At 68.9% G+C, this 14,708-nt stretch carries 10 protein-coding genes; 4 read left to right on the top strand and 6 right to left on the bottom strand.

Going from position 1 to position 14,708, the window contains the following annotated elements:
- Position 1: 1 nt before the first annotated feature.
- The 5 genes from J7E91_RS15775 to J7E91_RS15755 all read right to left on the bottom strand — a co-directional run bounded on the left by J7E91_RS15775 (position 2) and on the right by J7E91_RS15755 (position 6,603).
- On the bottom strand, positions 2-430 hold the full coding sequence (locus J7E91_RS15775) for a hypothetical protein (protein WP_214904188.1): 429 nt from the start codon (positions 428-430) through the stop codon (positions 2-4).
- Positions 431-626: 196 nt separating this feature from the next.
- Positions 627-1,874: a type VII secretion-associated serine protease mycosin gene (gene mycP, locus J7E91_RS15770; RefSeq protein ID WP_214904185.1), complete on the bottom strand. Its 1,248-nt coding sequence runs from the start codon at positions 1,872-1,874 to the stop codon at positions 627-629.
- A gap of 13 nt (positions 1,875-1,887) precedes the next feature.
- Complete coding sequence (gene eccB, locus J7E91_RS15765) at positions 1,888-3,414, bottom strand: type VII secretion protein EccB (protein WP_214904182.1); 1,527 nt, start codon at positions 3,412-3,414, stop codon at positions 1,888-1,890.
- Between the two features lie 428 nt (positions 3,415-3,842).
- Entirely contained in the window at positions 3,843-4,211 is a 369-nt protein-coding gene (locus tag J7E91_RS35990; RefSeq protein WP_251015729.1) for a hypothetical protein, read from the bottom strand.
- 304 nt (positions 4,212-4,515) lie between these two features.
- Positions 4,516-6,603 (bottom strand): hypothetical protein, encoded by a 2,088-nt coding sequence (locus tag J7E91_RS15755; RefSeq protein ID WP_214904180.1) that lies wholly within the window; start codon positions 6,601-6,603, stop codon positions 4,516-4,518.
- Between the two features lie 729 nt (positions 6,604-7,332).
- Here J7E91_RS15755 and J7E91_RS15750 point away from each other — a divergent pair.
- The 4 genes from J7E91_RS15750 to J7E91_RS15735 all read left to right on the top strand — a co-directional run bounded on the left by J7E91_RS15750 (position 7,333) and on the right by J7E91_RS15735 (position 13,880).
- Positions 7,333-8,292 (top strand): hypothetical protein, encoded by a 960-nt coding sequence (locus J7E91_RS15750; protein ID WP_214904177.1) that lies wholly within the window; start codon positions 7,333-7,335, stop codon positions 8,290-8,292.
- A 1,309-nt stretch (positions 8,293-9,601) separates the two neighbouring features.
- Positions 9,602-10,255: a hypothetical protein gene (locus J7E91_RS15745; RefSeq protein WP_214904174.1), complete on the top strand. Its 654-nt coding sequence runs from the start codon at positions 9,602-9,604 to the stop codon at positions 10,253-10,255.
- Positions 10,256-11,558: 1,303 nt separating this feature from the next.
- Entirely contained in the window at positions 11,559-13,142 is a 1,584-nt protein-coding gene (locus J7E91_RS15740; RefSeq protein ID WP_214904171.1) for a molybdopterin-dependent oxidoreductase, read from the top strand.
- An 87-nt stretch (positions 13,143-13,229) separates the two neighbouring features.
- Complete coding sequence (locus J7E91_RS15735) at positions 13,230-13,880, top strand: fasciclin domain-containing protein (protein WP_214904168.1); 651 nt, start codon at positions 13,230-13,232, stop codon at positions 13,878-13,880.
- Positions 13,881-13,999: 119 nt separating this feature from the next.
- Here the strand turns inward: J7E91_RS15735 and J7E91_RS15730 are convergent, their stop codons facing one another.
- On the bottom strand, positions 14,000-14,662 hold the full coding sequence (locus J7E91_RS15730; RefSeq protein ID WP_374224719.1) for an alpha/beta hydrolase: 663 nt from the start codon (positions 14,660-14,662) through the stop codon (positions 14,000-14,002).
- Positions 14,663-14,708 lie beyond the last annotated feature (46 nt).

Raw genomic sequence — 14,708 nt, 5'->3', positions numbered from 1 at the left:
GTCACAACCCGTGCTTGTCGTTCGTGTCATCGAAGTCCTCCGACTTAGCCTTGGCGCTCTTCTCCCACTCCCGCTGCACGTCCTGCTCCGCCTTGATACGTGTCCGAATAGCCGCATACCGTCGCCGCACCTCCTCCTCCACGTTGTCGAATCCGACCTCCGCGGCGTGCACGCCGATACTCAGCATCTCGATCTGGGCGCCAAGCGTCTTGGAGAGCGAAACGAGCTCCTCGTGGACCCGGTTGTACTGGCCGAAGAGCGACTCCGCCTCGTCGAACTTCGCGTTCAGACCGCTGAAGGAAGCCCGGGAAACTCTCTGCTCGGCGACCCTGGCGCTGCTGCCCGCGCCGCCTTCGAAGTCCGCCAGCAACGCGTTCACCCGCGTCTGGAATCGCTTCAGCGCGTCAACTCCGCGCTCAAGGTCGGTCAACGTCGCTCCCCCGCCACTGAGTTGCGGGCGCGACTACCTGCATCGGTCACGATGACCGCCCTCCCCGTTTGCACAGTCCCCGTTTATTGCGATCGCAGTGACGCGAACGCCACCGATCACATCCAAGTCACTCTAGCCACTGGTTACGACACGTCCAACTGCCATAACGCTCAGCTGACTTAGCGATGGGGTGAGCTCAGACGCCGCCACCCCCGAGGATCCCCCGCTTCCGCCGTCGCGCGTCGCGCAGAACGACCGCCGCACCCGCGATCGTGGCAACCACCACGCCGCCGCCCACGAGCACATAATTGGCGAGGCGTGCGTCGCGTTCCTCCGGCGTCTCGCCCAGGTGGAGTTCGGCCGGGTTGGGTGCCTGGGGCCTGGTCATGCCCTCGTCGGCGACCGGTTGGTCGATGGGCTTGTCGTCCTCGGTCAGCGCCCGTACCGGGTCGGCGACGCCCCAGCCCACCAGGCGGTCGTGGCCTGCGACCGACCGTTCCGCGGTCTGCTGGATCTGGGCAACGATCTGCTCTTGCGACCAATCCTTGTGCTTGCTCTTGACAAGGGCCGCGATGCCAGCGACGTACGGGGCGGAGAAGCTGGTGCCGTTGTCGGCGCAGTGGCCGCCCCCGGGGACCGTGGAGACCATGTCGACACCAGGGGCTGAGACGCCAACGAACTCGCCGGACTGGGAGAAGGGCGCACGTTCGTTGTTCCGGTCGGACGAGGCCACCGCCAGGACACCCTCGTACGAGGCCGGATAGGTCTCCTTGACGTTGCCGCCCAAGCCGTCATTGCCCGCCGAGGCTACGATCACGATCTCTTCGGCCAGGGCCGCGTCCACCGCCTGCTTCAGCACCGGCGTAGGCTTCACGGCGTTGGCCGTGTCCTGGGAGATGTTGATGACATCGGCGTCGGCCTGGATCGCGTAGCTGATGGCCGCGGCAAGGGTCCCGGCGGTGCCGTTCCCCTCTGCGTCGTTCTGCTGGACGGGAATGATCACGGCATCCGGGGCAAGGCCCACGAAACCGGTGCCCTTCGCGGGGCGGGCCGCGATGATGCCGGCGACCTTCGTGCCATGACCCACCGTGTCCGTCGTGCCGTCCTCCCTGCCGCGCTCGATCTTGGTGCCATTCTCGTCCTTGAGGCCCTTGGGCAGCAGGTTCCGGCCGCTCCTGACGTCCACCGCGCGGGTGAGTTGGGGGTTCTTCACGTCTACGCCGGTGTCGATGACCGCAACCCGTACCCCCTTGCCGGTGGACTGCATCCACAGCTCGTCGAGCAGTACGCGCTGTAGAGCCCAGGGGCGGCCCTCGTACTTCTTCCCGGGGAACGTGCACTGATCGGTCGTGTCCGCCGCCGTCGCGGACGGCGCGGGCAGGACGACGAGAGTGAGCACAGTGGTGGCGGCGATGCTGAAGAGGCGGCCGTACGTGTACGTCATGTCTGCCTCCCCCTCAAGAGCCCTGCGGTTGACGGGCGGCACCGGTCGACAGGCGTGGTCCGGTCGGCAGGAACGAGGACCAGGCGGCAGGGATCGGCGCCGGGCTGACGCCCTTGTAGCCGAGCCGGCCCTGGGCCTGCTGTGCCTCTTGCTGCCGCGCCTGCTTCTCCTCCTTCGTACCGGAGGAGCCGATGCCGGAATCGTTCGTCGCGCTGTCGCCGTTGGACTGCATGGCGTAGCGAAGGCCGGTGTCGGTGACCAGGAAGACGAAGCCCGAGTCGGTTCTGGAGCCCTTGAACTGCCGGAACAGCTGGCCTGATCCGGGGGTGACGTAGGCGCTGGTCGAGCCGGTGGGCAGTGCGGCGGGGAAATCGGTGCCCGCCCAGGTGGTCAGGGTGGTGGACCCCTTGTCCTCGTCCACCTTGCGCAGGACGTTGCACACCGTGTTGCGGCTTCCCTCTGCCGTGCTCGCCGAGTTGACGGGCCTGGGGGCGCTCCGGGGCCAGTCTTTACTGGCTCCGAACGCATTGCCGGGCTGGAAGGTGGCGGCGCTGACGGACTTCGCGTGGCCGGCCTGGCCGAGGTCGACCAGGTCCCTGCTGTTGAGCAGAAGCTTCGCGGTGAAGTCCGAGACCGGCGCGACACGGCCCGGCAGGACAACATACTGCTGGCTCCCTGTGCCGTCAGTCGCGGTGAGGACCATGCCCACCCTGTTCGTCCCGGGGTCCAGGTCGCCGGGGGCAGCCGCGTCGGCGCCAGGAGCTCCGGAGATCTTGGGGAAGGTGATGGCGTCCCCCTTGTGCAGGGTGTCCAGCCACGCGGCGGACACCCGCTGGGGTTCGCGGCCCTGGCCTACGAGCTGGCGCAGCAGCAGCTCGTCCTTCTGGACGGCGTATGCCTTGCCCTGGGCGTCCACGACGTACCGGGTGCGGTCAGGCCCCTGCACGTACATCAGCTCACCGCCACGCAGGCGGCCTGCGCCCTCGGTCTTCTTCTGCTCGCGCTCAGCGAGGACAAATGCCGCTTTCTGGATGGCCCTGCCGCCTTCGCCGGGCCGCTCACAGGCCGCCCAGCGCTTCGCGGCGCCGGCTTCCTTGGCGTCGGGCAGCCGGTCGGGGGCGTACGGAATGCCGAGGGTGGCACCGTGCGGGATCTTGCCGTTGTCGAGTACCGACTCGTCGACGTTGATGACCTTGCCCTTGTCCGGGTCAAGGAGCAGCTTGGCGGACGACATGTTCAGCACCGGGTGGAGCTGCGTCTTGCCGCCGGTCTTCAACACCACGTACCTGGTGGTTGATTTGCTGGCGATAATGACGTTCTCGCCAGGCGCGTTCCAGTTCTTGGGGGCGACCGGCTTGAACATCCCCCAAGCCCCGAAGACCGCCAGGACCACCACCGCGACGATCACTCCGGGTACCACCGCACGCAGCGGACGTGGCGCACTCTCCTCCGATCCGGTCGCATTCGGCTGCAAGAACTGTGCGATCAGCCTCCGTTTCGCGAAGGTATACGCATTGAGCTCGTCCCGTCGTGAAGCCATCTGCCCGCTGTCCCTCTCCCCCACTGGGCGGCCGTACTCCCGTCAACACCGGGAGGGCCTGCCGACATGCGCAACCTCCCACTATGCCTGCCGGTGAGTGCCTCTCACTGCTCAGGTGGGAGATCGCCCGGCCAACACCCCACGCCAGGCACCCAAGGCCGCGCTCAGGGTTGCCAGGCGTTGGAGCAGCGAGCGGACGGCCGGGTCGACGCCCTTGCGGGCGGCTTCGACGAGGTGACCGACGATTCCGCGCGTCACGGTCGCCACGGAGTATCGACTTTGGTGTTCAAACCTCCGGCTATCCGCCAGGGGACGCCAAGGCAGCGATGGGAAGCTGCGGGCGATAGCCCTCCTCGGCCAGCCAGGCCCTGGCCCGGCCGCGCTGTCGCTCATCGCTGAGCCGGCAATACCGGTGCCAGGCGCGCTCGTCACGGGCGAGGACGTCCTTGAACCGCCGGAAGGCGCCCCGCCCACTGATGGCGATCCGCAGCCGGTCGACGAGGGCGGCGTCGGCCCAGCCCTTCGATGAACAGCTCCATGTCCCGGTAGCCGGCACGCGAGCCCAGAGCCGGCACACACAGCCATCGCTCGGGCCCCTCCGCCTCCTCGGCCTCGGACCCCGCATCCAGTTTCTCGGTGAACGCCGGCCGGCACTCCCCTGTGGACAGATCGAGCCGACCACCGGACCCCGTCGGATCGCCTTCCAACAGCATGGCGAGCATCTCCAGATCGACTGCCAGCGGGCGCAGGAGGGGGATCGCCGCCGCGTGTCCCGTAGCCGTGCGCAACCAGTCCACCAGCTCCTCGTCGCCCCGGAAGCCGCGCTCCCTTGAGTACGCCGAGAAACGAGGCCGCCATCGCCGGCCAGTTGCAGCACCTCGCGTGCGGGGCCACGGCGCAACGCGGCGAGCAGTGCCGCCCAGTCCCGCGCGTGGAGCGCGCCGCGCACGGCCCGCAGCCCGTCCTCGTCCCATTCCTCGGCCACGCCCCGACGGTAGCGCGCGCCACCGAGGACGTACGACGCCGAGGGCCACCGGTCTCCCTGCTCCGTGCCAGCGCCGGCGCCACGCGCGCCTGCGGGAGTGGGCAGTGCGGCCCTGGTCAGCGGTGCCGCTTTCGGCCGCTCTTGCCGACGCGGCGCCCGTGCCTCCGGCCGCGGCCGAGGCGGGCCGCCGGAGTACGCAGTGCCCGGGCCGCCAGCTGCCTGAGTTCTTCGAGCCCCGCCCGGTCCGGGTGCGCGGAGTTCAGCGCGGCGGCGACCGCGTCCCTGGCCTCGGGGCCCTGGGCGCGCAGCGCCTCCTCGGCGCCGTCCCCGCCGCCCGCCAGCTCCATGAGCTGGAGCAGGCTCTCGGCGAGCACCAGCAGATGCTCCGCATCGGTCATGTCCTCGGGGGACAGCAGTTCACGGTGCGCCAGCGCGTTCAGCGCGAGCGGCGCCAGCCGGGCATCGCCGCGCAGCGCGCGCAGCAGCCGTTCGCCCTCGTCGTCCGGCAACGCTGTCAGAAGTACGTCGAGCATCGCCTGCGCCCGGGTGCGGAGCACCATAGTCCGTACAGCGTCAGTGAGTTGCCCCAACGCGGCATCCCAGTCACCGCGGGCCGACATCCAGCCGGCCAACTCCTCACGGGCGGCATCCGGGTCATAGTCCTCGGCCAGCACCCCCAGCAGGCCGGCCGCCGGCGCCTGGGCCAGTTCGCCGACCAGCGGCGCGTCCCGGCCAGCCGCCAGCAGGCGCTGCCGTACGGCCCGGGTACCGAGTTCGGTGAGACGGATGAGTTCGATCGGCCCGGCAGTCAGCTCCTCGCGCCGGGCGCGGGCGCGCTCCTGCGCCGCCGCGTCCTCCGGCGCTCCCGCGATGCCCAGCAGCTCCGCGAGCTCCGGCGGCATGTCCGCGGGCAGCTCGTCTCCGGCCCCGGAGAGGTCGACGTCGAGGAACACCGAATCGGCCGTACCCCTGTCACGCTCGATCGCGCCCAGGTCCACCAGCACGTCAAGCACCGTGCGCAGATCCCGGTCGGCGTGCTCGAACCACATCCTGTGCTGGAGGTCCGCCCCGCCGTCGAACTGGAACCGAGCACGGTAGGCCAGGTGCACGGAGTCTCGCAGATGCGGCCAGGGCATTGAGTGCGGCAGGCTGTAGAGCGTGTTCAGCACATCCTCCAGCACCCCCTCGTAGACATCGAACAGCATCGACTCGACGTGCCACCCACTGCGCGCCCCGATCAGTGCCTGCCGCAGCTCGAAGCACGCGTCGAAGGCACGCAGCCACAGCTGAAACGGGTCGGCGAGCACCGGCCGGGCCTTGGCCACCGCATACAGCCGTCCCTTGGCCACCCGGACCAGCCGCGCCTTCTTCGCCCACTCCACCAGCAGCCCCAACCGCGGCAGGTCGGCCGAAGAGCGCACGCCTTCAACCTTGTCGCCAGTGCCCAGTACATCCACCAGCTCTCGCGCGTCGGCGATCCGCAGCCGACCCGCCGCCGTCACCGCACGACCGTCGCGCCCCACCCACTCGGCGAGCCCGCGCAACTGCGCCACGACCGCGGACTCCTCAGCCCGTCGGCGCAGTTCGTCGTCCGGGGGCAACATCACGGGCAGTTGCGGCTCGGCCCGGACCACGCCGGCCAGTACACGGCCGGTCAGCCGCCGTTCCATGACCCCTCCAAGGGCCTCTTCGTCGTAGGCGACCTCCCCGCGCTGCGCCCGCTCCGCGAACTGTTGCAACGCCGCCCCGTCCAGGACGTCCACGCCCTGCTCGGCAGCGGTCATCGCCCAGAACTTCGCCAAACCCCATCGGGTGCGGTCCGCCATCGCCGCCGGATACTCCTCCGCAGCCACATCGACCGCGGCAAGGGATTGCTCAAGTGCGGGACCGCGCGGATCCGCCAACTGCGCGGCATGCAGAAAACGCAGCAGCGTACGCAATGTGCCCGGCGCATCGCCGTGTTCCTCCCCGGGAAGTTCGGTGACCTGCTCCGGCAACCAGGACAGCAGCAGCTCCTCCACATGCCTCGGCTCCCACAGCCCCAGCCGACCGTCGGCAGTCGCCCGGTGCCGGTACTCCAGCGCCGCCTCAGCCAGGAAACCGTCCACCGGCAGCCCCCGCTCCCCGGCCCAACGAACCAGCCGGTCGACCAGCAACCCGCACCCCGCCTCGAACTCCTCCTCAGCCCCGGCTTCGAACCGCATCCGCATGAACCCGCCCGCCCAACCTGTCCGCAACACTGCTTGCCTCGCCACGTTATCGCCGAAGAGCGGCTCACGACTCAACCAAGGATGAGCGGCCCGCTACCCCATGGGCAGCACGCAGTGGTAGTTGCCCTCGCCGACCATGGAATCGAGGGTCGCCGGACGACGGACAGGGCATCGTCGTAAGGGCCCGCGACATAAAACGACACGCCGCCCCGACCGAAGTCGATCGCCACCGGCCCTACGGGCACTTTGGCCTTCGGCACTGCCCTACCGCACACCATCCACCCGGGCACGTAGTTGTCGGGTGGCCACAACGATGGAGCCCACCCGAGCCTCCGCCAACGACCCCTCAGCCCCACTCTCCCGTGCCGCGCCCACCGTACGCATTCGTGGGGCCGCTACAGCCTCGGGCAGGTGCGCACGCTGGTGGCCGCGTATCGGCCGAGGAAACTCGTGTACCAGGCGGCTGTCGCGCTGTCCGCCTCGTTCGCCGCCGCGTGGCCGACGCCGTCCCTACAGGTCCCGCCCGGGGGCCGCAGAGGTCTACCCCGGGCGGCTGCCCCCCCCCCCCCCCCCCCGAAGAGGCGCATTGTACGCACCTATTGCCGACAGGAAGTCACCCTTCAGAGTGAAACCGCCCGAACGGGAGGGCCCACCTCGACCCCGTCCGCCAGCGCGACTACGCCGACAGGCAAAGGACTTCAACTCCACGAAGGAGCACACGGCATGGCCATCACGCCTATCCATCACAGCGGCGCCACCACGAACCTCACCACTATCCCCTCCCAGCTCGCCAGCGGCTCCGGGGAGAGCCTCAAATCCAGTCGGCTGAGCGCAACCGAGTGCGTCAGCGGCAGCGTGGCCGACGACGCCCAGCAGCACGCGGACGACGACGCTCAGTACCTCCCGGAGCTGGTCCGTGAATGCGAGCGCCTGGGCTTCGACCTGCAGCTGACCAACGACCCGGCCGTGGACCTGCCCGAAATAAAGGTCATCAACGGCCGCCGCGCCGTCATCGCACGGGCCGACGAAATCGGCGTGGCCCGCGACGATGTCCGCCCGATCGGCCGCTGCTTCGAGTGCGACAGCGAACTGGACGACACCGCAGTCCTGCACTTCCCCGCCGACGCCCTCCTCAGTTTCCAGGCCTGCAAGGACATGACCGGCGCGGACATCAGGACCTGCCGCCCGTGCGTGGAGGCATCCCGTCTCCCGCTCACCGCCGCCCAGCGCGGTCCCGAGTGGATGCTGCGCTATGGCTGCACCCCGTGGTGCGTCAACGACCACGCCGAGCCGGTCGCCGCCGAGTGGCACAGCGCCCTCCCGGTCGAGACCAGGCTGCGGGACGCTGCCGTCGACTCCAGTGGGTACGGCGCCAACGGTGACAGCCTGCCGTGGCTGTCTGCCCAGGTCGTCGTCACTAACGACAAGCCGCACGCTTACGGCCGCCGCACGCAGGTGTGGCTGGGCTATGGCGTCCACATGGGCGAGTTGACCCCTGCCGAGGCTCGGGAGGCCCTGGAGGCGATGCGCGGCTTCGTCCGCCGGTTGGAGCACGTGGTCAAGCAAGCGGAGGAGATCGCACGGGACGACTTCGACGGCGACCCCGAGATCGCGCGTCTCGACCGCGAGGCGGAGGACCGCCGGATCCGGGCGATCGCGACTGCGCGGAACGGCGCGGCGTAGCTGCACCCCACCAGACGGCCCCGAGGTCGGCGACGCTACCGCCGGTCCGGGGCCCGGATCTGGGTTTAGAGACCGCCGACATGAAACGCCAGCCCCAGCCCTTGACACGCCGACCGTCACAACACTGCAGAAGCAGAACTACCGCCCACCAGAAAACCGCAGGTCACAGGCCGGGGTCACCGAATTTCAATGCGCACCCCTTGCGCTCCCCTCCCTTGAGGGTCACCGCACAAACTGACCAACCATCAGAAGGTCGACACAAAACACCAGGTCAGAACGGGTCTGACCTGGTGCTGAATGGAGCCGCCTTCGGGATTCGAACCCGAGACCTACGCATTACGAGACCGTGAGCGTTCGTGTTGCGTAGTGCCTGGTCGTGCTGGTGAGTGACGTTCTGCCTGATCAGAGCACGTGCGGCCGGTTGGTCTGTGCCACCTTGTATTACGTCGCCCAAAGGCGTCCGGCCACCGACTGGCCACCGGAGGGGTCACCGCTGACGACAAGAAGAGATGCCACGCGGGTTGTGGGTCTCCCACAGTGCCTCCTGCGGCCGAGCCCCACTCCCTGCAGAGTCACCCCCAAGGCAACGCTCCCACCGTAGCCGGTACGGACCTCCACGTTGGGGAGTGGTCACCGCCCGCAGGTTCGCGCCGCCGGCTGACGAATTCCGTTGCTGGGGGCTCTGCTCGAACGAGTTCTCGCGACCCTGGCTCAGGTGAGGGATTCCTCCTCCAGTTCCCGACCGGAGACACCCGTGGTGCCTGTGCTCGCCCCCCGGCCTCACCCCTGAACGGCAGAGCGTTCTCGGCTGGCTGGTACCGGCTACCAAACGAACGGCGGTGCTGGTCGTAGGCCGAGAGCGTGGCGCCGGTACCGGCCCCTGCACCAGGTAAGCGAACATGACCTTATCCGTGCATCAGTTGTGCTGGCGTTATGGGGACACGGTAGTGCCAGAGGCAGCGGTCAGGGCCTATTACGTAAGGCCGACCGACAGCACCGCCTCCGGGAGCGGTTGAGAGTCGTCAACATGCTCGGCGCCTCGGTATATGCAAGCCCCTCACCCTGCGGCAAGCGGGTCATCGCAGTGATCACGTGGCCCACCAGCTGAATCGGTTGCCGAGGCAGGGTCCGCCCTGCCGACGTCGGTCCCCGGACCGTCCGCTCACACCAGGCAAGCACAGCTCTACGGACCTGGCCTCGCGAGCAATCCGCCCCGTCACTCGCAACGAATAGGGCATAGATGGGCAAACGTCCACACGTGACACCGGCGCCGCGTCGGTGAACCTTCCCCGGAAGGCAATGCATCGAGATGACACTCAAGCACTCCACCCACCTCATCGCCCTCGCGGCTCTGCCGGCGGCCTTCACCCTCGCTCTGGCGACCCCGGGCCTGGCCCAGGACGGCGGGGGCAACGGCGGCTCCCACGGCCGGAACTATCGGATCGATCTGGGGCCGCTGAACGACTCAGGTGCCAGTGGCACCGCGCAGCTCAGCCTGCAGGGCCGACAGCTCACGGTAAAGATCGACGCCCAAGGGCTGGTCCCCGGTCAGCCACACGCCCAGCACATCCACGGCTCCACCGACGGGCATAACCACTTCTGCCCCGACAAGAGCGCGGACAAGAACGGCGACGGCGTCGTCACCACTACTGAGGGCCTGCCTGCGTACGGAGACATCAACATCTCCCTGACTACCAAGGGCGACACGTCCAAGGCCAGCGGGCTGGCCGTCGACCGGATGCCGGTCGCGGACAAGAACGGCAAGCTGTCCTACTCGCGCACGATCACCGTCTCCCAGGCCGTGGCCGACCGCCTCACTGACCTGCACATCGTGCAGCACGGGATCGATCCGAACGGCAACAAGATGTACGACTTCAGCAAGGGCAAGAGCGATCTCGACCCCAAGCTCCCCCAGGAAGCCACCGCACCCGCCGACTGCGGCATGATTCACAGCAGCCACTGACCGCTCCGCGCCTATGGGCAAGGGCTGACCTCAACCGCCAAGGCGAGACGTACGTGAGCATAGAGGGTGTTTGCGCGTGACCGGACGCCGCCTGCGGCGTTGAAAGAGCGGCGCGTGCACACCCACCCCAACGACGGTGCGCCCCAAGATGGCCCCGGCGTCTGCCCGTCGCCGAGGCCATCACCACGCTCGCAGAAGGACGCGCAGTGCGCCCTCTCCTGCGAATGTGACCCCGGCTGGCTGACCGCGCACCAAGATCGTTTTAGAAGCCAGGGGGCGGAGGCCAGCCTCCTTCACGCGCCCCGAGGCGGCGCGAGGACGCTGTTCCCGCTGGAAGCCGAGACTCCCGGCCGGCTGACCCGCCTGCTCGGGGCCTCAGCGTCCTCATCCCCTACCACGCCGACGCAGAGGCGCCGCCCTCAGCACCGACGCGGCGGAGGGAAACAGGACAGTGACACCGTAGGCGGTCTCGGCAACGCGACGGCGTCTCCAGCCGATGGTCACGGAGTGGTGCGCGCCGGGTGCAAGCGCGGGCGTCGTCGTCAGAGAAGGGGCATCTGGGGCTGGAGCGCTGGCAGCTGGCGGATGGGGGGTTGTCCGCGGGAGCGGCTCTGTTCGTAGGAGCGGTGATGGCTTACTGGCCCGTGTCCCGCCACGACTGATCGCCCTGATCATGGCCTTCGGCAGCGGCGTGCCGGTCGACCCTGTAGTCCCGTTCATGGAGGACCCGGCGGTCGACGGCGGCACTCTGAGCTGAACGCGGACTTGGAAGCATGCATCATTGATCGCCGGGGTGCTGTTGCCAAGAACTGTGATCCTGCCGGTCATCAGTGGCCGGTATATGTACCGTGCCGGCACATGCTGCTGACCGGCTCGAACAGGCGACTGGCGCCACGACGCGCTCGGGCCCTCTACCGCTGGGACATTCGCCGCCCCCTCGATGGCGTACTGGCGGACGTCCCCAGCTGCCCAGCGCCGGACGCGGATCTGCAGGCCCAGGCGCTGAGGGTACGGCAGGCTCACGGCGCGGACCGCTGTCCACTCCTCAGCACAGGGAAGGCCGTTGACGTCGGGTCATGGTTGTTGTGGCGACGGCACCCGAGACCCGCTGCACTGCTCACGCTCGCGCGGTTGCGGATGGGGGCGGCTCCCGTCCGAGCGGTATTTCCTTCTTCAACTGGTGCGTAGAGGCATGCGCCGTCCGAGCATCGCCGCTGCTGCGGGAGGCACGGGGCGCAGCTGACTGAGGGGTCATTGCAATCTTTTCGAGTGGTGGGCCAATCCGCACAGCAGTCAGTTCCGAATGAGGGGCGTGAGGATCTCCCGTACGAACCTGACCCGTGGCGCGCTCGCCGCTCTCAGCGGCCTGCTCTCCGGCTACGCCGCACTCGCCGTAGCTGAGCTCGCCTCCGCGGCGGTCCGGCCCGAAGCCGGGCCGATCACCGCCGTAGGTGGTGCGGCGATCGACCGCACCCCGGCGCCGGTGAAAGACTGGGCCATCCGGAACTTCGGGGAGAGCGACAAGCTCGTACTGCAGCTGGGCATCCTCGCCACGCTCGCCGCCCTTGGGCTCGTGCTGGGCCTGGTGGCGCTGCGTTATCGGCGTATCGGTGCTGCCGGTGTGCTGGGGTTCGGTGTGGTGGGTGCCGCCGCCGCGATCAGCCGTCCGGACTCGACCGGCGTCGCGGACGGCATGCCTTCCCTGGTGGGCGCTGTGGTGGGCGCCGTACTGCTCTATGTGCTCATCGGCAGGCTCACCGCCCGGCGTCACGCGCCCGAGCAGGGCCGGGAGAGCGGCTGGGACCGGCGGGGATTCCTGATCGCTGCGACGGCGGCGGCGGCTGCCTCCACCGGTGCGGGCGCTCTGGGCCGGACCCTGAACGGGCGACGCGGCCAAAGCGCGGTGGCTTCGCGTGCCGGGGTGCTGCTGCCCGAGCCCGCCTCACCGGCGGCAGCCATCCCGTCCGGAGCCCAGTTGCGTGTTGCGGGGGTCAGTTCCTTCACGACCCCCAGTAAGACGTTCTACCGGGTCGACACGGCGTTGGTGGTGCCGAAGGTCGATGCCACCACCTGGCGCCTGCGTATCCACGGCAAGGGCGTCCGGCGTCCGCTGACCGTCACCTTCCAGGACTTGCTGGAACGGGAGTTGATCGAGCGGGACATCACGCTGACGTGTGTGTCCAACGAGGTCGGCGGTCCGTATGTGGGCAACGCGCGCTGGATCGGCGTACGGCTGGCGGACCTGCTGCGCGAAGCCGGCGTGAAGCCGCCGTCGCGGGGTGGGCCGGCCGATCAGCTGGTGGCCCGCTCGGTGGACGGTATGACGCTCGGTACGCCGGTCGAGGACGTCATGGACGGGCGCGACGCGATGCTCGCGGTCGGGATGAACGGCGAGCCGCTGTCCTTCGTGCACGGCTTCCCGGTGCGGATGCTCGTTCCCGGCCTGTACGGATATGTCTCGGCCTGCAAGTGGATCGAAGACATCGAACTGACCACGTTCGATGACTACGACCCGTACTGGGTCAAGCGCAAGTGGGCCAAGAAGGCGCCGATCAAGACCCAGTCGCGCATCGACACCCCCAAGCCCTTCGCCAGGCCCAAGGCCGGCACCGTCATGGTCGCCGGCGTCGCATGGGCCCAGCACCGCGGCATCGAAAAGGTGGAAATCCGTGTCGACGACGGCCCCTGGCGGCCGGCCGACCTCGCCGCACAGCACACCGTCGACACCTGGCGCCAATGGTCCTTCCCCTGGAAGGCCACCCCCGGCGGCCACACCCTGACCGTCCGCGCCACCGACCGCACCGGCGAAGTCCAGACCGAGAAGCGAACAGGCACCATCCCCGACGGCGCCAGCGGCTGGCACTCAGTGGTCGTCACCGTCGACTGACCCGCAGGGAGCCGTCCGGCCGCCCGGACCCCATACGCCCCCCTTCCCTTACACACGGTTACAACACAACCACTCAAGGAGAACCCAATGAATAACCTCCGCTTCCGCCGCGCGGCCATCGCCGTCGCCGCCGCAGCAGCACTGCCGCTGGGTCTGGCCGCGTGCTCCGACGGCGGCTCCGACTCCGCGTCGGACAGCTCCCCCACCTCGGGCGCTTCCACGCCGCAGGAGTCGACCCCCACCGCTGATGACACAGCGATGACGGACAAGCCGTTCGGTCCGGGCTGCGCCTCGGTGCCAAAGGACGGCGCGGGCAGCTTCGACGGCATGGCACAGGACCCGGTCGCCACGGCCGCATCGAACAACCCGGCCCTGTCCACCCTGGTCACCGCGGTGAAGAAGGCCGGTCTGGTCGACACCCTCAACAACGCCGAGAACATCACGGTGTTCGCGCCGACCAACGACGCCTTCGCCAAGATCCCGAAGGCCGACCTGGACAAGGTCCTCAACGACAAGGCCATGCTGACCAAGATCCTCACCTACCACGTCGTCGGTGAGAAGCTCACCCCCAAGCAGCTCGAGAACGGCTCCTACGACACGCTCCAGAAGAGCAAGCTGACCACCTCGGGCTCCGGTGAGTCGTACAAGGTCAACGACTCGGCCAACGTCGTCTGCGGCAACGTCCCCACGGCCAACGCCACCGTCTACATCATCGACACCGTCCTGATGCCCAAGTAGCCGCAGGCTCCGGGCCGGCAGGCAACTTCCCGGCCGGCCCGGAGTACCACGGCTTCCCCGCTACCGAAAAGACCGCTGCACAGCCCGCACCAGGGGCTGTGCAGCGGTCTTGCTGTGCGTCAGGACGGCCGACAGCCTGCTCGCGGTACCTCCTGGAGAACGCCGCGTGCGCTGAGCACCGCGTCGTCACCGGCCTGCGCCGCCTTCACGCCGGCCGGCAGCGGCAGCACCCCGAGGATGCCCGCCGTCAGGGCAGCGGTGAGACGGTGCCAGGTGCCCGCGTCGCGCAGCATGGCGTGTCCGCCGCGGGGCATGGCGATGGCGCAGGCATTCGCCCCCGCGCTTCGGGCCCTTCGTACGAAGTCCCAGGAGTCTTGGGCATCGGTGACGCGGTCTTGTTCGTCGTGCAGCACGATGACGTGTTTGTTCCTGAGGTGCGCCACCGGTTCGCTCGGCGGGCACCATGGGGCGAGGGCCACGACCCCGCTCACGTGGGAGTGTTCCGCGACGCGCAGCGCGGCTCGGGCGCCCATGGAGTGTCCGACCAGTACGACCGGCCTGAGCGGGGCGAGCAGCTTCAGCTGGTCGAGTGCCTCGTACGCGTCGTGCACGGGGTCGGTGCGCGATCCGTTCCAGCCGCGGTAGCGGTAGCGCACGGATGCCAGCAGCACATCGTCTTTCCCTGCCGCTCTCAGGATCGCGGTACCGAACGGTCTCATTCGGGCACTTGGCAGATTGAGCAGCGGCGGTGGCGTCAGCGCGTCCGAGCGGCCGCCGTGCAGGAGCAGGACCGATCCCCGCGGTGCGGGCGGGACGGCCCGTGGACGC

Source organism: Streptomyces sp. ISL-99, from assembly GCF_018614005.1.
GTDB classification, from domain to species: domain Bacteria; phylum Actinomycetota; class Actinomycetes; order Streptomycetales; family Streptomycetaceae; genus Streptomyces; species Streptomyces flavidovirens.
Note: the sequence above shows the minus strand (reverse complement) of the source record. Positions and strands in the feature narration are given on the sequence as shown.